We start from the raw sequence: 19,419 nt of genomic DNA, 5'->3' as shown, positions 1-19,419 counted from the left end.
TATTAATGAATTTAAGAATGTAACTTATTTATCTAAACGAAAGAAAGTTATGGGCTTAATTGAAGAATTGCCATCACAAAATGGAAGGATAATCATTGTAACTGGAGCAAATACAGGCTTAGGGTTTGAAACCGCATTAGTTTTGGCTAAGAAAGGTGCTAAAGTAATTATGGCTTGCAGAAATGCGATTAAAGCCAATAAGGCAATAGATAGAATTAAAAAAGAGATTCCTATTGCAGATTTAGAGTTCATTCAAATTGACTTAAGCAGTTTAGAATCTGTTCGATCCTTCGCAAAAGAATTCCAATCTAAATATGATAGGCTAGATGTATTAATAAATAATGCAGGGGTAATGATGCCGCCTTATACGAAAACTAAGGATGGTTTTGAATTACAATTTGAAGCCAATCACTTAGGTCATTTTCTGCTTACTGGTTTATTACTTGATACTATTGTGAATACTCCAGATTCAAGGGTTGTTTCATTAAGTTCGATAGCACATAAAAATGGGAAAATTAATTTTGATGATCTGCAGAGTGAGAAAAAATATTCTGCATCAGAGGCTTATGGACAATCTAAGCTAGCATGTTTAATGTTTGCTTATGAATTACAAAGAAGGTTAGAAAGAAAAGGTTATAAAAATACCATATCAACAGCTGCTCATCCTGGAGTTTCTCCTACGGAATTGAGTAGACATATGCCCAAATTATTATTTGTTATTTTAAAATATACCTTAGGCCCATTTTTGACTCATGCGCCAAGTGAAGGGGCTAAGCCTACACTCATGGCTGCTGTTGCAAATGGTGTAAAAGGAGGTGATTATTTCGGACCTACTGGCTTTAACGAAATGAAAGGTAAACCTGGCATTGCTAGTTCTACCGATTTATCGAAAGATGAGACTGTTGCAAAAAGATTATGGGAGGTTTCGGAAGAATTATCAGGCTTAAAATTTTTATAGGTTTTGAAATAAATGAACCAAATAATAAAAATTATCACAGTGGTTCTAACTTAATAAAATGATATGATCTCATTATTTTTATTATCTTGAAATCTATAAGATAGATTAATTAATGGATTACGATTATGTGATTATTGGGAGTGGCTTCGGTGGCTCTGTAAGTGCGTTAAGGCTTTCCCAAAAAGGGTATAAAGTTTTAGTAGTTGAAAAGGGGAAATGGTATAAAGCGAAAGATTTCCCAAAGACAAACTGGAATTTCAGAAAGTGGTTATGGGTACCAGCTCTACGATTTTTTGGAATCATGAAGCTTTCTATATTCAAACATATTGTAATCCTTTCGGGCACAGGTGTAGGAGGAGGATCTTTAGTTTATGCGAATACATTACCAGTACCTAAAACTACATTCTTCAAAACGGGTAGTTGGTCACAATTAAAGGATTGGGAAAACACCTTAAAACCTTATTATGATGAGGCTTTAAGAATGCTTGGTGCTGCTAAGAATCCCAAACTTTTTGATGGTGATAAAGGACTTGAAAAAGTAGCCGATCGACTCAATCTTAAATCAAAATTTGATGCCACCAATGTTGCAGTCTATTTTGGAGAAGAGAATGTAACTAAACCGGATCCATATTTTGGAGGGGAAGGCCCTGAAAGGACAGGATGTAATCATTGCGGTGCATGCATGACAGGCTGCCGGAATAATTCGAAAAATACATTGGATAAAAATTATCTCTATTTGGCTCAAAATAAAGGTGCTGAAATTTTAGCAGAGCAGGAGGTTGTTGATGTAAAAGCAATAAATGAAGAAAACCTTGATGAAGGATACGAAATATCCATGCAGTCGAGCACCAAGTTTTTTAAGAAAAATAAGACAGTAAAAGCCAAGGGCGTAATTTTTTCTGGTGGTGTGATGGGCACTGTAAAATTACTGTTAAGGTTGAAGGATAAATCACTTCCAAAGTTATCAGACCGAATTGGAGAAGATATTAGAAGCAATAATGAGACATTAGTTAGTGTTTCGACTTTAGATAAAGAAAAGGATTTTTCAAAAGGAGTAGCCATTGGTAGTATATTAGATACCGATGAAAACAGCCACTTAGAGATTTGTAGATATTCAGAAGGATCAAATGCCTGGAAATTGGTTCACTTTCCTTATGTAACAGGGGGAAATACATTTACTAGATTAGTCAAAGCTTTTTTTGCAGTGGTAAAGAGTCCGTTTAAGTATATTAAAACGTATTTTATAAATGGCTGGGCAAAAAAGACAGTAGTATTGCTTTTCATGCAAACATTAGACAGCACAATAAGATTTAGGAAAAATATTTTTGGAGGGATGAGTTCAACTATGAGTTCAGGTAAAAAACCTACTCCTTTTATTCCTGAATCTGAGAAATTAGTAAAAGAATACAGTAAGGCAGTTAATGGTGTAGGAACCTCATTCGCACTTGAAACTTTAGCAGGAATACCTTCTACAGCACATATTTTAGGTGGAGCAGTAATGGGACACAATCCATCAGAAGGGGTAATAAATGAAAAGAATGAAGTTTTTGGCTATAAAAATATGTATATCATTGACGGTTCTATGATATCAGCTAATCCAGGTGTTAACCCATCCTTATCTATTACTGCTATTGCAGAACATGCTATGGATCAAATACCTTCAAAGGCTAATAAATAGAATTAATTTAAAACCAATCTCTAATCATTTTTAGGCTGGTACATAATTATTATTTGAATAATAACAGCTAGGAAGATCAAAATGTAGATTTCGATTTGAGTGTACAACTCAACATTGCGAACTGCTTTTTGACTAATTGATAATTGCCTGTTTCCCTCAGTAATCTGAATTTCCGAGAGTTGTTTTAGATGTTGATTTGCGATTTTAATTTTATCGTTTAGATTTTTGTTGTCTTTAAAATCTTTAGTATCAATATTCTTTTCAAGTTCAATAATACTGCTCAAATCTGTTTGTAAATCATTAAAAACTCTTTCCTCTTTTTTAGTAAGTTTCGTTTTCTTGAATTTTTCAAGTTCAGAATTGAGTTCCTTATTTTTTTGAGAATTAATGATAGAAAAGTATGCGGTATCATATTCCACAAGTGCTATTTCTTTTTCATGCAAAATATTAGAGATATTAAAAATGATTTCTTTAGCTAAGAGCCTGTCCTCATAAATACTAACCACTGAATCCCTAACTCGTTGAAAATTTTTTCTGTCTATAAGGTTGGTACTGATGATTAAAATAAAAACCATTAATATTCCTAAAATCCATTTTATTTTATTGATTAACGACATAGCAGTGATATTAAAATCTTTCCACTAAAGATAAGAATTCAGGGCAGTTTCTATTAATGAAGCACATTATTTTTCAAAGTTTTTATTTATCTCTAGTATGTTTTTTTAGTTGTAACGATTACATCTCTTTTTAATTTGAAACATTAATCGTAATATCACGATTATAAAAATTATGGGAGCATCTAAGACCAACATATTTTCCGACCAACAAAATGAAGTAGCTCGATTTGCAAAAGCCTTTGCTCACCCAGCACGAGTAGCGATTATTGAGTATCTGTTTAAATTAAATGCTTGTGTTTGTGGTGATTTAGTAAGCGAAATAGGCTTAGCTCAAGCTACAATTTCTCAGCATTTGAAAGAATTAAAAAGCTTAGGAATAATCAAAGGAAATATTGAAGGAACGAGTGTCTGTTATTGTATTAATGAAGAAGTCTGGGATAAGATGAAGCATATTTTAGATACTTTTTTTAATCAAAAATTGAGCACAACGGACTGTTGTTAAAAAAATTTGACTCTATTAATCGTAATATTACAATAAATAATAATTATGAATTTATCAAAAATTAAAAAAGAGCTTACCGGATTATCAGAAATTAGTTTTCAATTGCCAAACGGGGAATTAGTTCCAGAGCATTTTCATGTAACCGAAGTAGGGAAAATCACTAAAAACTTTATAGATTGTGGAGGAACCGTTCGAAAAGAGGAAGTGGTTAACTTTCAATTATGGAATGCTAATGATTATAACCACCGTTTGCATCCCGAAAAACTGGTAAAAATTATTGAATTGTCTCAACAGACTTTGAATATTTCTGACGATCTGGAAATTGAAGTAGAATACCAAGGTGAAAGTATTGAAAAATACGGATTAGATTTTAATGGAGGTGCTTTTTTATTGACCACCAAACAAACTGATTGTTTGGTAAAAGATAATTGTGGTATACCTAATAGTAAACCAAAATTAAAGCTAGCTGATTTAAATGAATCAGTTTGCGATCCAAACGGAAACTGTTGTTAATAGAAGATAAAAATAGAAACTAACATACCGTGTTTGAAAATCTAAAAGTAACAATAGAGCAAATTCGAGATTTTTCAATTTCTTTAGAAAGGGAAGAAAATCTAAAACCTCTTATTGAATATATCCAGCATAAAATTAATAATCAGGAAAAGGTTAATTTGAATTTTATTTGCACCCATAATTCGAGAAGAAGTCATTTATCGCAAATTTGGGCTCAAACTTTTTCTTATTATTTTGGCATAAATGGAGTTAATTGTTATTCAGCGGGTACTGAAGCTACCGCTTTGTTTCCAGAGGTGGTTAATGTATTAGAATCTTCGGGATTTGTGATAAATAAACTTTCTGCAGGCTCCAATCCTGTTTACAGTATTAAATATGCTGATAATGCACATCCTATAATAGGATTTTCTAAGGGCCTTAAGCATAATTTTAATCCAAAATCAAACTTTGGTGCTATTATGACCTGTGATGCTGCATATGAAGCTTGTCCTATTGTGAATGGTGCCGATCAGAAATTTGCTATTACTTTTGAAGACCCTAAGCAATTTGATAATACCGAAATCCAGAAAGAAAAATATATAGAAAGAAGTATGCAGATTGCATCAGAGTTTTATTATGTATTCTCTCAAATTAATAATAGATAATGGCAGTGAAGAAATTAAGTTTTTTAGATAAAAACCTAACACTTTGGATTTTTGCAGCGATGGCTGCAGGAGTTGGTCTAGGATACTTTTTTCCTAATTTACCCGAAGTTATCAATACATTTAAATCAGGTACTACAAATATCCCAATTGCAATTGGATTGATTCTAATGATGTATCCACCTCTAGCAAAAGTTAATTATGCATTACTTCCAAAGGTCTTCAAAAACGTTAAAATACTATCCACTTCACTTGTGTTAAACTGGATTATAGGTCCATTTTTAATGTTTTTCCTGGCTATCATTTTTCTAAGTGATTACCCAGAATATATGGTGGGCTTAATTTTAATAGGATTAGCTCGTTGCATAGCCATGGTTTTAGTTTGGAACGACCTAGCTGATGGAAATAGTGAATATGGAGCAGGATTAGTAGCGCTAAACAGTATTTTTCAAGTTTTTGCCTATTCATTTTATGCATGGATTTTTATAACCATACTTCCGCCCTATTTTGGATTTGAAGGATCTATCGTGGATATTTCAATTACTACAATTGCTGAAAGTGTAGCGATATATTTAGGTATCCCCTTTTTATTAGGAATACTAAGCAGAATTATTTTAGTGAACTGGAAAGGAGAAAAGTGGTATAAAGAAATATTTATACCAACTATTTCTCCCTTAACTTTAATTTCACTGCTGTTTACGATTCTTGTTATGTTTTCTTTGAAAGGAGAACTAATTGTAAAAATACCAATGGATGTTCTTATTATAGCCGTTCCTCTATTAATTTACTTTGCTTTAATGTTTCTAATAGGCTTTTTTATTTCAAAAGCTGTAGGAGCAAAATATGATAAAACGGCTTCTGTAGCCTTTACGGCAGCGGGTAATAATTTTGAATTAGCCATTGCAGTTGCGATTGCAGTTTTTGGCCTAAACTCAGGTCAGGCATTCGCGGGAGTAATTGGACCATTAGTTGAAGTTCCAGCACTAATTTTATTGGTAAAAGTATCTTTTTGGCTGCGCAATAAATATTTTAAAACACAAGCAGTTTAGATAGCGAATAGTATACATTTTGAATTCTTCAGTTATCAAAATCACTTAAAAGATTTTGATTCTCAGTTAATTTTAGAATTATCGATAGATAACTTATTTAGGGTGTTATATGACATTGATTTTAAAATAGCCTAGTTCTAGCTTTGGTTCATATAAAATCAAATCAAGAATATTATGAGACTCTTTGAAATTATCTTGTTGTTATGTGTTACAATTCTTCCATTTATTAAGCGCCCTTTATTACAAAGGATTAAGTCAAACTATTTATTTGCAATTTTAGGATCAGTTTTAATTCTACACCTTTTAATAGAGGGTTTTCGATGGCAAATGTTCCCAGCTTATTTGCTTGTAGTTGTATTAGTATGGCGCATAAAAGCTGTAGATATTAGTCAAAAAGCTAAGTTTAGTTTTTTAAGAGGATTAGGCTATTTTTTAATGCTTATAGTATTAAGTGTTTCTTGGCTTTTACCTATTGTATTACCCGTTTTTGATCTCCCAAAACCTACTGGTGAGTATAAGGTCGGATCTGAATCCTTTTATGTAAAAACTAATCTGGATGAATTGATTACAGAAGATCCTACAGATAAAAGAGAACTAATGGTGAAAGTCTGGTACCCAGTTCAGACAGAAAAAGAAGAATTAGAAGCTGAACGCTATGTAGATCAAGCAAGTAGAGAAGGCTTTGCCACAAAGTATGGTTTACCTGCATCTGCTCTTAATTATTTAGATCAGGTTGAAACATATGTTTATAAAAATGCTCAAGTGGCCGATGGGAAATTTCCTGTAATTTTATTTTCACACGGTTATGGTTCTAAAGCTACAGCTTATTATGCTTTGCTAACTGAACTTGCTAGTCATGGTTATGTAATTATTAATATGAACCATACTTATGAAAGCCTGGGTGTTACTTTTCCAGATGGTCGTAAAAAATATTTTGATTATGATTATCAGAGAAAGATATCAGCTCATTTCATGGAGAAAATGGGGCCTGTTATTGATGCTTTTAAAGATAGTCTGAGTTATGATCAAAGACATCCGATCGTTAGAGATGCAATCCAAGACTATTTTGAAGGCCATATTCAAGATAGATGGGCAAAAGATATGGTTTTTATCACCAATTTACTGAATGATTGGAACAATAAGGGTTTATTGAAAGGAAAGCTTGATTTGGATAGGATAGGGGCATTAGGTCACTCCGTTGGAGGGGGTACAGCTGGAAATTTGGCTATGAAAGATAATAGAATTAAGGCTGCTGTTAATTTAGACGGAATTCAATGGGGTAGTAAAATTGATACAGTTTACCATATCCCGTATTTATATGTTTCCGCAGATTGGCCGGCTGATCATGAAGACATCAACTCCCATATCTATAAGAAAAAGAGTACTGATTATTTCTATGAAGCAAAGTTGTTAAAATCAGCTCATGCAAATTTCATGGATATACCGTTCATGGTAACACTTAATTCAGTAGCAGGAACGGGTGAGATTAATCCTTATTTAGGAAACAGAATAATAACTGAGTTGACGATCTCATTTTTCGATCGGCACTTAAGAGGATTAGAGACAAAAAGTCCTGAAAGAATAGCTGCTGAACAGGATCTATTAGAAATGGAAATATTTAAAGGAGACTCTCTTTTATAATATAGATTCTAGTTCTTATTCTTTATTTTAACTTCCAACTAATTATTAGTTATAGTTGTCAATCACTAAAATTCAAGTTATGCGGCCTTTAATATTTTTGATAATTTCCTGTTTATTTGCGTTAATATCATTCCAATGTTCAAGTATCAATGACTTGAATGCTAATTTTTCAGGTAAGATTTACAATCATCTTTTTTATGATACTGAAGAGGAATGTGAAAAAGCTCAAGTTGATTCTAATTTTTTCATTAATTGCCATCAGCAACTTGAGTTCATTGATGAAGATAATGCCACGATTATGTTAACCGATATAATTTATGAGGTTAGCTATACTGTTAAAAAAAACAAAGTCATCATCTTTTCAGAAGAAGGTGGTAATTCCCAATTTGAAAATATTGAATTTAAAATTATCCAGAATAATGAATTATTAAGAATAGACGATTCAACAGTTTGGAAAGAACAGACTGGTGAGTCTATCTGGTAGAATTCACTTAGCTAAAAAGAGTATTTAAAACACACTTGTGATACTTTCCAAAACGTCTTCTCTTAAATCAGAATTAATAGCGAATGCTAATAGTAAAGAAAGAATCAAACCTATAGTAGCGTAAAGGAAATCTCTTCCCAAGAGTTTACCTGCCTTAGCAGAAGACTTCTTGCGTTTCTTTGCTCGTTTTTTTCCTAGCGCAATCGCTAATTCTCTTCCACCCAATAAACCTATAAATACCCATGTAGTACTGATAGGAATGGTGCTTATTACTTTGAAATAGTATAAAAGTATGGCATATATTAAGTCAACTAAAGTAGCAGCTCTTACATCGGTTACTCCAGCTTTTTCATTTACAATGCCTTGAATTCGATCTCCTTTTAGGAAGAATAGTACGCCTAAACCAATAAAAATGAATCCGGCAAATCCAATAAATTCATAAATGCCTAAACTTCTAGGTAAAAATACAGCAATGTTGGCAGCATCTTGAGCAATCCAAATGGACCAAAGTGCTCCACTTGTTACCCATTGCAAAGGAGTCCAGAATTTTGCAGGCTTTCTACTTGTAAAATATTTTGAGACTAACTTTTTAACTAAAATCCATACTATAAAAGCCACTACAAAAGCTAAAATGTAACCTGAGAAGCTTTTTGATAATACTTTTCCTATTGAACTTGCCTGAGTAGAAAATGCACTTAAAAGTAGTACAGAAGTAGATACAGGCATTCTTAATCTGGTTAAGATTAAGAGTAAAACAGGAGCGGCTAATTGTAAAAAGCTAAAAGTTTCAGGGGCTTCATTAAATCCTTTTGAGGCTAATCGTTGATGACTCACATCGCCATCATAAACAACCCAACTGTAGGTAACCGTTGCTAAAAATATTAAGCCCATGAATAACCAGAGAATCCACCATTTTCTATGGCTGTTAGAAGCGATAAAGGTTCCTATAGTTTGAATACTGTCATTTGCAATTGCCGAATAAGCAGCAATACCAAAACCTATCCACATTGCAATATTAGGATAAGGAGTAAATATTCCACAAAGGAAAGTTAAAACAGCGATAAGGGTAATAAAAGCTTTTTCTCTTCTGGCAATCTCAAAGGTGCGGTAAGTTACCTCTGTGACCCGGCTTCTATTATACTTTTCAAATGCTTTTTTAGCCATAAAATAATATTATTCAATATTGCCGCTTAAGCAATTTTATTTTTCAAGCACAAATCTAATTATTCTTAGTGAAACAATGAGTTAAAAAATGATTAACTATATTACTTAATTATTAATAGTATTCACATTAACTTAATTTACTTTTAAGTTAAAATTTAAAAATAGCTTTATTTGCTGTTTTTCTGCACTTTTATTCTTAACAATTGTTTTACTTCTTAAATGCAAAATTCCTTTTTTAAGATTATATTTTTGCACTTTGAAATAACCTTAAAATATTAAATCATTAAAACCTCTGTTCTACATACTAAACAAAGTTGGCAATCGATCCTGAAAAGGGGAGCATTGATTGCGTTTAATATTTTTCTATTTCTATTAGCTATAGATTTTATAGGGTATTCTTTCCGACTTTTAAATAAAGATGTTGCTGACTCTATCATTAACCTTACAGCAAATCCATTTATTAGTTTGTTTATTGGCTTATTAATTACTGCCATAATTCAGAGTAGTAGTACAAGTACTTCCATGATAGTGGCAGTGGTGGCTTCTGGCTCTTTAGATTTTTCCGATGCTATTCCCATGATAATGGGAGCTAATATTGGAACTACTTTAACCAGTACTCTAGTATCCTTAAGCTTTATTACACAGCGAGATGAATTCAGAAAAGCAATTAGTGCAGGGGTTGTCCATGATTTTTTTAATATACTAGTTGTTGCAATATTATTCCCTTTGGAATATAATTATGGAGTATTATCTAGTTTATCTTCGGCTACCTCAAGTTTTATTTTAGGTGCTGATTATGTTGCTCAACAAAATGAATTTAGATATTTCTTATTGACAAAACCCTTTGTTCTTTATTTAGGTGAATTAATTCCATATCCGTTATTGTTAGCGACTTTATCTTTTGTTTTACTTGCTGTAGCGGTTAAGTTTCTATCTAAAACTTTGTATAAATCTATTACAGGTGGCTCAAAAGAATTTTTGCAGCGTTACTTCTTTGGTAGTCCTTATAAATCATTTTTTTGGGGAACCGTTTTTACTGCGGGTGTTCAAAGTAGTTCGGTAACTACCTCAGTAATTGTACCTTTTGTGGCTACTCGTAAAATTAATTTAAAACAAAGTTTCACTTTTATCTTGGGGGCTAATATTGGTACTACGATCACGGCATTAATTGCAGCTTTATTTAAATCTGAAGCAGCAGTAAGTATAGCATTAGTGCACTTATTCTTTAATTTAATTGGAGTTTTAATATTCCTTCCATTTCCAATCATTAGAAATATACCGGTTAAAATGGCTAAGTCATTTGGCAGGTTAGCGATGAGATTTAGAATAGCAGGTTTTGCTTATATTATTCTGACCTTCTTCTTAATTCCGTTTATCCTGATATCTTTTAATAAAGAAGATGGCATTAAAGCAAGGGATCATAAAATTGAATTGAATGAGGAACGAGATCAAGCTAATAATTCTGATAAAAAAGATTCAGTTCGTTAGTTTTCCAATAATTTCAAGTTTTTCGAATACTCTTTCTGTATGAGGGGCATCCTTAAGCTCATCCGTTAAGTCTTGACCTGACCAGTGTTCGTAATGTGTACCATTTTTCCACAACCTAGAATTGCTAACATCATATATAATACCTTTGTAAGCAATCCATATTTCCTCTCTATCTTGTCCGTTCCTCAATGCTAACTGCTGGGGGCTATAGTTTTTCATTCAGTTAATTTTATAGGCGAAATTAAATAAAACAAAATTTTATTACGTCTTCATTTAAAGCAGAATTCAAAAGTAATCAATCGGTAATTATTGTTTCTTAATCCTTAAGTATTTTAAATGGTACTATTTAACATTAAATCAGATTCATCTAAATGAAAAACTTGTAAAAAGACTTTTTAACTACTTCTGTAATTTTATTAAATTCCTGCTTCCTTTTATCTTATAATTATATATTAGCTTTGTACTATTATTTATTTCCAATTGAACATGACTACAACAATTTCAGAAAACATTAAAATCGAAGAAGTACAAGAATTAAGTGCTGCAATGATCACTTTCAAAGGGGCTGTTTCAACTGATGATTATCGCCAGGTAATGGAAGCTAATTACGAATTAAGCAAAAAACCAGAAATCAATAATTGGTTACAGAATAATACTGATGCTGGTGTTTTATCATTACAAGATCAACAATGGGTTTCAAATGATTTGATACCGCGTGCTGCTCAGGAAGTAGATAAGATTGCCGTTGTAGTTTCAAAGGATGTATTTAGAAAGTTTGCGGCAAAAAATATTTTAGATAAGCAGAAAGGGAAACTCAACTTTCAATATTTCAATAGCTTAGAAGAAGCTAGAACTTGGTTGAAATCTTAACTAAGAATTTATAGGATTTAAGTACTATACAGGTGTGTGTTTTATTTTAGTGTAGGTTAACAATAATTAAAAAGGCAGGGGTGGTTCCCTGCCTTTTTGTTTTTTCTGATATTTTATTCCTATTATTTATTTCTACTCATTTCGTTATCAGCTGGCGACTGACCTCTAGGCGTATCATTTCTTCTTTTATATAATTCGAATTTGTTAGGAATATTTCTTGGTGGCCAATAGTTGTTTTCTTCGTCAGTATCAGCTGTTTCTCTTTTTGGATCTAATTGAAACTGAACCACTTCTTTTTGAGTGATGAAAACTTTTGTAGCCTTATTTTCGCTTCTTCTCCATATTTCGGCTGGGTAAGTTACTGTTTCAGTGCTGCCGTCCTTATATGTTGCTTTCAGAATAATTGGCATTACTAAACCGCCTTTATTTTCATAGTGAATTTCATAGAAATTATATCCACCATCTAAAAGCTCTTTTTCCTTTGAAGATAATGAAGCTCTGAAAGTCTTATATGCTTTTTTATCATCACTATCCACACTATAAGGATCATATGAGTTGTAAAAGTCTTTTAATTCTGGGTTTTTCTCTACTACAGTAGTGATACCCGCAGCTTCGTTTTTGTCTGGTGTTACATGGTAACTACCAGCTTCAGCTCTTTCTTTTTTAATTTTGTTTTCTACATCAGGATTTTTTGAATCGAATTTATACCATTCAACATCATTTATTGCAATATCTACATGATCAACACTGTAGAACCATCCTCTCCAGAACCAATCTAAATCAACTGCAGAAGCATCTTCCATTGTTCTAAAGAAGTCTGAAGGAGTTGGGTGTTTGAATGCCCATCTTTCAGAAAAAGTTTTGAAGGCTTTATCAAAAAGCTCTCTTCCCATCACAGTTTCTCTTAAAATATTTAGAGCGGTAGCTGGCTTTCCGTAAGCATTATTACCAAACTGAATGATATTTTCAGAGTTGGTCATGATAGGGCGTATATTTGCTTTATCTCCTTTCATATAAGAAACAATGTTTCCAGCAGGGCCTCTTCTACTTGGGTAATTGGGTTCCCACTCTTGCTCAGCAATGAATTGAACAAAGCTATTTAAACCTTCATCCATCCATGTCCACTGACGCTCATCAGAGTTAACAATCATTGGGAAGAAGTTGTGACCCACTTCGTGCGTAATCACACCGATCATCCCGTATTTAGTTCTTGCAGAATAAGTGCCATCTTCAGCAGGACGACCGTAGTTGAAACAAATCATCGGATATTCCATACCATTTGCTGCCTCAACTGAGATAGCAACTGGATAAGGATAAGGAATAGTCATTCTTGAATATACTTTTAAGGTATGAGCAACTACTCTTGTAGAATACTTATCCCATAAACCCCAAGCTTCTTTAGGATAATATGACATCGCCATTACCGTTCTGCCTTCAATGTCAACTCCCATTGCATCCCAAATGAATTTACGAGATGATCCGAACGCGAAATCTCTGACGTTTTCAGCCTTATAAGTCCAAGTTTTAGTGCCTGAAGCTTTACTTTTTTCTGCTTTCTCAGCTTCTTTTTTTGTTACGATTAAAACAGGATCATCGGAAGTTTTTGATTTCTCCCATCTTTCCAATTGATCTTCAGTTAAAACCTCTTCTGCATTTTGCAATTCACCAGTAGAAGCGACAATGTGATCTTCAGGAACTGTTATATTCACTTCATAGTCACCAAATGGTAGGGCAAATTCACCTCTTCCAAGGAATTGTTTGTTTTGCCATCCTTCAAAATCATTATAAACTGCCATTCTTGGAAACCACTGCGTGATGGTATAAACGGTGTTATCATCGCCTTCGAAATAATCGAAACCACCACGGCCGCCCATTCTAGCTCTGTCATTAATGTTATAATACCAGTCAATTGAGAAAGAGATTTCTTCACCTGCTTTTAAAGGCTCTTCTAAATCAATTCTCATCATAGTATTGTTGATGGTATATTCCATATCATTTCCTTCAGCATCAACTAACTTTTGAATTTTATGACCCCCATCATAATCTGGATAGCCCATCATTCCGTCAATTTGCCCTTCAGTAGCTCTATCAGGCACACTGTTTTCAGCTACATCATACGTCATGCTGTTTTTAGCACGCATATTTTGATCAAGCTGTACCCATAAATAAGTTAATTCATCAGGTGAATTGTTAACATATGTAATGGTTTCAGAACCTTTAATTTGATTCTTTTTCTCATCTAATGTAACATCAATTTTATAATCAGCTCTTTGTTGCCAATAAATATGACCAGGTGCACCAGAAGCTGTTCTGTAAACATTCGGTGACCTTAACATATAATCTAACTGCTCGAATTTGCCCTGGTTTTGGTACTCTTGTGCAGTTGCAGCAAAAGCAAAAAATGCCAAAAAGGCTGTAAATAGTCTTTTCATATTATTTTATTATTTAAAACTTACCAAAATTTCGTTTCCATCATGATTGTAATGGCTATTCCACCAATAGCACTTGATATGATGAGCACCCAATCTCGTCTTTTTGTTCCTAATATGTCTATAAAGATAAAAGATATAAGTAAGAAACTAAGTACTACTATAATTTGACCGATCTCAAGTCCTATGTTAAAAGCTAATAACTCCATTACAATAGAACTGTTTTTACCTAGTATTGCTTTTAAGTAATTACTAAACCCTAAGCCATGAATCAGCCCAAACAACAATGCAAAGATATAATTCAATTGCATGCTATTGGTTGATTTAAGACTTCGCTCTTTTTTAAATAGATTGGCAAAGGCAGTGATGAAAATTGTAACTGGAATTAAAAATTCAATTAATTCTGCTTTAATCTCTACAATGTTTAAGGTGGAAAGTGCCAACGTTATGGAATGACCAATAGTAAAAGCTGTAATCAAGATTAGTACTTTGCGCCAATCTTTCATTAAGTAAATAGCTGATAAGGCCAAAACAAATAAAATGTGATCATATCCGTTAACATCTAAAATATGATGAAATCCTTCAAGAAAGTAGGCTTTAAAAGTAGACATATCCACCTATATAATTTTCAGTTTAATTTGTTTAGAAACCATAATATTACCATAATTTTGCAAAACAGACATAAGACTTTTTAAAATGATATATAGCAATTTTATAATCGGTTTTTTATGGGTGCTTAGCGGAGTTGTTCATCCCTTTTATGTTTCCATTTCTGATTTGGTCTATAAAGAAGAAACCAAATCTGTTCAAATCATGCATAAGGTATTCGTAGATGACTTCGAACAGACTTTGAACAAGCATTATAATGTAAATCTAGATATTTTGGCAATGAAGAATACGGCTGAAATTGATGAGATGTTAGAAGATTATTATTCAAAAAGATTTTCAGTTGAGATAGATGGGAAACTACAAGAGATCACTTATATCGGTAGTGAACTAGAAGAAAACGTGCTTTGGATTTACCAAGAGATATACAAAGTACGAAAGCCGAATATTTTTAAAATTACAAATACTGTATTATTCGATGAATTTGATACGCAATCGAATTTAGTCCATACAGAAGTGGGAGGAGAGATCAAAACAGTTAGGCTGGTTGATGGGGATGAAACCCAGGAGGTAGAATTTGATTATTATTAAAAAATAAAGGCTTGGTATTTTAGTGCCAAGCCTTTCATTTTATAAAACATTTAAAGATTGTTCTTTAATTTTTTCAAGCTCTTCCTTCATCTGAATCACTTGCTCTTGTAAGTCTGAATCATTTGCTTTTGATCCCAGAGTATTGATTTCACGACCTATTTCCTGACTGATAAACCCTAGTTTTTTGCCATGAGATTCCGCTTTACTGTTAAGTGTATCAGAGAAATATTTTAAGTGAATAGCTAATCTCTCCATTTCCTCATGAACATCTAATTTTTCTGAGTAATAAATAAGTTCTTGTTCCAGTCTATCTTGATCATAATCAACCGACTGAGTAAGTTCCTTAATATTGTTTTGTAGCCTAGTTCGGATTTTCTCTAACCTTTGAGGTTCAATTATTTTAGCATTTTCTAATTTTTCTGCTATGGTATCCACATAACTTCCTAGAATAGAACCTACTTTTTGACCTTCTGATTTACGAAAATCATTACAGCTATCTATTGCATTATTTAGCGTATCATTTATTAATTTCAAATCTTCCTCAGAAAGGTTCTCATCTTCAAACTTCATGATTTCTGGAGCCTCTAAGGTCATCTTCATAAGGTCATTAAACTTTCTTCCATTAGTCTCCTCAAGATCTGAAAGCTTTTCATAGTAAGCCGTGAATAATTCTTGATCAATGTTAGGTAATGCTAATTGTTTATTCTTAGTGCTGATTTTTATGTTGACAGCAGCTTTTCCTCTAATTAATTTCTTATTGATAACATTTCGAATTTCAATCTCTTGTGCATTAAGAGTTTTAGGGAGTTTTAATGATAAATCTAAAAATTTAGAATTGAGTGTTTTAATTTCTACTTCAACAGAAATATTCTCGTTTTGTGCTTCGGCATTACCAAAGCCAGTCATTGATTTGATCATGGAAAAATATTAAAAATCGTATCCTATACTTAAACTAAGTTTGGGGTCTTGAACAATATAATCTTCAATAGGATAGGCGTAATCTAATCTTATATAATAACCTAATAAAGTTGTTCTAAGCCCTAATCCGAGCGAAGATAACCAAGGGTTTTTGTAATTTCTAATAACAGCTTTGAAATTATCAGCTTCTATATTCTGGCGGTTTATACTATTGTCTTGTGCCCAAGGGCTTCCTCCTAACCAGGCCGTTCCTATATCATAGAATCCTATAACTTGGAAATTGCGAGCAAAAGTAGAATTCATTGAATTATTACTTAACACTCTAAAAATAGGAAATCTTAATTCATTGCTTAAGAGGATAACATTTTTGCCGCTGAATTCATTTAGCTGAAAACCTCTTAAGCCAGTTATAAATTCATGGAAAAGTAAATTCTCATTGTAGATAGGACTTTCAGATGAAGTAATTGATAAAGGATTCTCCTCTATTGTAACTTCATCTCCAGAAGCGGGCTGATTAATTCTTCTGAAAACCCAGTTTTCAACTCCACCTAACATAAAATAGGGTGAATTCTGACCTAAAAATCCGCCAACATAAAGTCTACTGGCAAATGTGATTTCTCTAAATATCTTTTGATAGTTTCTAACATCTAAATAAATTTTACTAAATGATTGACCTGCCGCAAAACCACTTGTATAATTCTCGAAAGCAACTTTTCCTCTTAAACCCTGGCGCATATTTAAACCAATGGGTTCTGAATCATCATAGATATATTCGATTTTACCTCCAAAAAGCCAATCATTTGAAAGTGGGCTTTTAGCCAAATTGTTACCTTGAGTCAGAACATTAAAGCTACTTTCTATAAACTGTCTGTAGATAACATGAGGCTTAACACTTATTCTACTATTATTTGAAAAGGGGAAAGCCCCACCAAAACTGATGTTATTTAATGCATAAGTTTGATCTGTAAATCTGTCATTAAGTTTTGTAGCATAAACATCTCTTTCAAACCTTACACTATAATCAACCAATCTTTCAAGATATTGGTATTCGCCAAAAATAGAACCGCTTCTAAAATCCTGTAGAGATAAATCAAATCCTCCGTAGAATTTATTATTCTCCCTTAAGTCATTCATTTGATATCTTGAATACATGGAAAGTCCTATTAATGGATCGATTTTCCATGAGGCGGTAACATTATTTGTTGTGAAGGTAGGTTCATAATCAAAAGGCCCCATTAAGCTTGCAGTACTTCTTAGTTTGCTTAAATTCTTTAAAAGTGAGCTTTCTTCTTTGTCTTGTTCAAATTTTTGTGCTTCAAATTCAAAGTTATCTGCATCTAGCTTGGTAGAGTTTTCATTTCCTTGATTAAGCTTTTTTTGAAGACTAGATAGATTTGAATCCTCTTTAAAGTTTTTATCCTTGGGTATTTCTAAGTTATTGCTTTTCCCTGCCCCTTGATTCTTGATACTTGGATTAGGATTTAATTTTCGGCTTAATTCAACTTGCTTCCTTAATGTGGAAGGTAAAAACTTAGCTTCATTAGCACTGAAATCATCTTTTAGATAGAGTTTTTCAGTATCATTTTGATTCAGAACTACAGAATAGAGTTTCAGCTCAGGTCTGAGATCATAATTTTGAACCCCTGTTCCATAGGCAGAAATTTGGGTAGAGGTCTCTTTTTCTAGGTCGAATCGGTACAGATTGTTAATGCCTGATTTATCGCTAACATAAAAGAGGGTAGAACTATCTGGAATTACGATTTGAGTATTTTCTCCGAAGTCTTTGGTAATTTGTTTAAGCTCATTTGGCTTATCAATATCATATTCAAATAAGTTAAAATTTCTTACCATGTCTGAATATCCATAATCTATGGAGACACTATCAGTTTTTCGATTACTTGAGAAAACGATACGTTTTGTATCTGGAATAAAAGCAGGGTATAAATCGTCAAAAACATCATTAGTTAATCTTCTGATATTAGGTCTTCCTGTACTAATTAAATAAAGGTCGGATTGAGCATTAATATTAGCACTTACAACCGCTGTTTTACCATTTGGATAGATGTCAATTTGATTCACTTGATCAAATTTTCTTAAGTCACGTTTTTGAATTTTATCAGTATAAGGATTGTAAAGATTAAGAAGATTTACACCTCTATTGTAACTAACAATACCCAAAGTAGCACTATCACCCCAGTCCATAGCTGGAGCAAAAGTTTCTTCAGATTTTTCTAACCTTTTCTGTCCCCCTCTAAAAATAACTTTTTCTTGCCCGCTGCTTATCTTCCTAAGTTTAACTTTAAAATGCCCTCTGTTATTTATTGAATATGCTAAGAAGTCACCATTTGGGCTAATTTTAGTTTGGTATTTTACTTCACCTATCCACGGTTTGGAAATTTGATTTTTAGAAGATAATTCTTCTGTATCCATATTGGTGAAGTTATTAATGTAGAAATATTTATACTCACTTAAAAAGGCTTTAAAAGGTATTCCTAAGGTGTTGGTAATACTTTTTTCTTCATTCCTTATAATTCTAGTAAGGTTGAGAGTATTTGAAATATTAATTCTTCCATATTTTTCTGAAATAAAATTCCATAGTGATTGACCGGCTAGTTCAGCTTCTTTTCCTTCCAAATTTTCAATGCTTGAGGGATTATGATCAATTAAATAATTCCTAACGAAATCATCCATTTCTGCATTCCATCCATACGCTATGTAGGCTGCTGCGCCATTAATGAACCATTCTGGCACTGTAAACAATGAATTGGATTGGAAAACTTCAGATACTAAGCCCCCGCCAAAAAGCATGTCTTTGATGAATAGCTTTGAAACTTTGTAATTAATTTCTTTCCTAAGTGTTTCGAATGAACCGGAGAAGGCAACTTCTAAATGAGTTTTGAGGAAATTAGTTTGTCCACTTATGTCAAACTGAGCCTCATTGAGTCCAACATTACTTTGATTGTAATCAATATTGCTATTAAAAATAAAAATTTTGGTTTTACTATAAGGTGCATAACCCATGATGTCTGTAATCCGTAGGAAATCCTCTTCTATAGTGCTAGCAACTTGTTTAGCAAGTTTTTGTCCACCATAGTAATAATAAACATCAAAATGAGAAGTGCTATAATATTTCCAATCGAAAAATCTGTATTGAATTCTACTTTTACCAAATGTTTCCTCACTGTTTTGTGCTCGTAAAGCTTGAGGCGTAATACTTGCAAAAGTTATACTTACTATTAATAAAATGAATGTAAAGGTTCTTAATCTCAT

At 32.7% G+C, this 19,419-nt stretch carries 18 protein-coding genes; 11 read left to right on the top strand and 7 right to left on the bottom strand.

Annotated elements, in window-relative coordinates:
- Nucleotides 1-49: 49 nt before the first annotated feature.
- Nucleotides 50-958, top strand: a complete 909-nt coding sequence (locus QYS48_RS04645) for an oxidoreductase (protein ID WP_302103392.1) — start codon at nt 50-52, stop codon at nt 956-958.
- A gap of 112 nt (nt 959-1,070) precedes the next feature.
- On the top strand, nt 1,071-2,636 hold the full coding sequence (locus QYS48_RS04640) for a GMC oxidoreductase (RefSeq protein WP_308357719.1): 1,566 nt from the start codon (nt 1,071-1,073) through the stop codon (nt 2,634-2,636).
- 20 nt (nt 2,637-2,656) lie between these two features.
- On the opposite strand, the gene QYS48_RS04635 is transcribed toward QYS48_RS04640, so the two are convergent.
- Nucleotides 2,657-3,253: a chemotaxis protein gene (locus QYS48_RS04635; protein WP_308357718.1), complete on the bottom strand. Its 597-nt coding sequence runs from the start codon at nt 3,251-3,253 to the stop codon at nt 2,657-2,659.
- A gap of 172 nt (nt 3,254-3,425) precedes the next feature.
- Between QYS48_RS04635 and QYS48_RS04630 the strand changes: the two genes are divergently transcribed.
- The 6 genes from QYS48_RS04630 (at nt 3,426) to QYS48_RS04605 (ending at nt 8,083) form a co-directional block, all read left to right on the top strand.
- The gene (locus QYS48_RS04630) at nt 3,426-3,755 is read left to right on the top strand and encodes a helix-turn-helix transcriptional regulator (protein ID WP_302103396.1); all 330 of its coding nucleotides are present in this window, start codon (nt 3,426-3,428) and stop codon (nt 3,753-3,755) included.
- A 45-nt stretch (nt 3,756-3,800) separates the two neighbouring features.
- On the top strand, nt 3,801-4,268 hold the full coding sequence (locus QYS48_RS04625) for a DUF6428 family protein (protein WP_308357717.1): 468 nt from the start codon (nt 3,801-3,803) through the stop codon (nt 4,266-4,268).
- A gap of 29 nt (nt 4,269-4,297) precedes the next feature.
- A complete protein-coding gene (locus QYS48_RS04620; RefSeq protein ID WP_308357716.1) occupies nt 4,298-4,912 on the top strand; it encodes a protein-tyrosine-phosphatase in 615 nt (204 codons plus the stop codon).
- Entirely contained in the window at nt 4,912-5,958 is a 1,047-nt protein-coding gene (gene arsB / locus QYS48_RS04615) for an ACR3 family arsenite efflux transporter (protein ID WP_308357715.1), read from the top strand. Before QYS48_RS04620 ends, arsB begins: the two co-directional genes overlap by 1 nt.
- A 174-nt stretch (nt 5,959-6,132) precedes the next feature.
- Nucleotides 6,133-7,599, top strand: coding sequence for a hypothetical protein (locus QYS48_RS04610; RefSeq protein ID WP_308357714.1), 1,467 nt, complete (start codon nt 6,133-6,135; stop codon nt 7,597-7,599).
- A 154-nt stretch (nt 7,600-7,753) separates the two neighbouring features.
- The gene (locus QYS48_RS04605; RefSeq protein WP_308357713.1) at nt 7,754-8,083 is read left to right on the top strand and encodes a hypothetical protein; all 330 of its coding nucleotides are present in this window, start codon (nt 7,754-7,756) and stop codon (nt 8,081-8,083) included.
- A 24-nt stretch (nt 8,084-8,107) separates the two neighbouring features.
- Here QYS48_RS04605 and QYS48_RS04600 read toward each other — a convergent pair whose 3' ends face one another.
- Nucleotides 8,108-9,247 carry a hypothetical protein gene (locus QYS48_RS04600; RefSeq protein WP_308357712.1) on the bottom strand — a complete coding sequence of 380 codons (1,140 nt, stop codon included), beginning with the start codon at nt 9,245-9,247 and terminating at the stop codon, nt 8,108-8,110.
- A gap of 342 nt (nt 9,248-9,589) precedes the next feature.
- Between QYS48_RS04600 and QYS48_RS04595 the strand changes: the two genes are divergently transcribed.
- Entirely contained in the window at nt 9,590-10,735 is a 1,146-nt protein-coding gene (locus tag QYS48_RS04595; RefSeq protein ID WP_308357711.1) for a Na/Pi symporter, read from the top strand.
- Here the strand turns inward: QYS48_RS04595 and QYS48_RS04590 are convergent.
- A complete protein-coding gene (locus QYS48_RS04590; protein WP_308357710.1) occupies nt 10,724-10,954 on the bottom strand; it encodes a cytochrome b5 domain-containing protein in 231 nt (76 codons plus the stop codon). The two genes, QYS48_RS04595 and QYS48_RS04590, sit on opposite strands and share 12 nt — an antisense overlap.
- A gap of 267 nt (nt 10,955-11,221) precedes the next feature.
- Here QYS48_RS04590 and QYS48_RS04585 point away from each other — a divergent pair, with 267 nt between their 5' ends.
- Nucleotides 11,222-11,605, top strand: coding sequence for an STAS/SEC14 domain-containing protein (locus tag QYS48_RS04585; protein ID WP_308357709.1), 384 nt, complete (start codon nt 11,222-11,224; stop codon nt 11,603-11,605).
- Between the two features lie 122 nt (nt 11,606-11,727).
- Here the strand turns inward: QYS48_RS04585 and QYS48_RS04580 are convergent, their stop codons facing one another.
- Complete coding sequence (locus QYS48_RS04580) at nt 11,728-14,037, bottom strand: M1 family metallopeptidase (protein WP_308357708.1); 2,310 nt, start codon at nt 14,035-14,037, stop codon at nt 11,728-11,730.
- Nucleotides 14,038-14,057: 20 nt separating this feature from the next.
- Nucleotides 14,058-14,645: a HupE/UreJ family protein gene (locus tag QYS48_RS04575; RefSeq protein WP_308357707.1), complete on the bottom strand. Its 588-nt coding sequence runs from the start codon at nt 14,643-14,645 to the stop codon at nt 14,058-14,060.
- An 85-nt stretch (nt 14,646-14,730) separates the two neighbouring features.
- Between QYS48_RS04575 and QYS48_RS04570 the strand changes: the two genes are divergently transcribed.
- Nucleotides 14,731-15,231, top strand: coding sequence for a DUF6702 family protein (locus QYS48_RS04570; RefSeq protein ID WP_308357706.1), 501 nt, complete (start codon nt 14,731-14,733; stop codon nt 15,229-15,231).
- A 39-nt stretch (nt 15,232-15,270) separates the two neighbouring features.
- On the opposite strand, the gene QYS48_RS04565 is transcribed toward QYS48_RS04570, so the two are convergent.
- Nucleotides 15,271-16,149, bottom strand: a complete 879-nt coding sequence (locus tag QYS48_RS04565; RefSeq protein ID WP_308357705.1) for a YicC/YloC family endoribonuclease — start codon at nt 16,147-16,149, stop codon at nt 15,271-15,273.
- 9 nt (nt 16,150-16,158) lie between these two features.
- Complete coding sequence (locus QYS48_RS04560) at nt 16,159-19,419, bottom strand: hypothetical protein (RefSeq protein ID WP_308357704.1); 3,261 nt, start codon at nt 19,417-19,419, stop codon at nt 16,159-16,161.

Source organism: Marivirga arenosa (assembly GCF_030503895.2).
Taxonomy (GTDB): Bacteria; Bacteroidota; Bacteroidia; order Cytophagales; family Cyclobacteriaceae; genus Marivirga; species Marivirga arenosa.
Note: the sequence above shows the minus strand (reverse complement) of the source record. Positions and strands in the feature narration are given on the sequence as shown.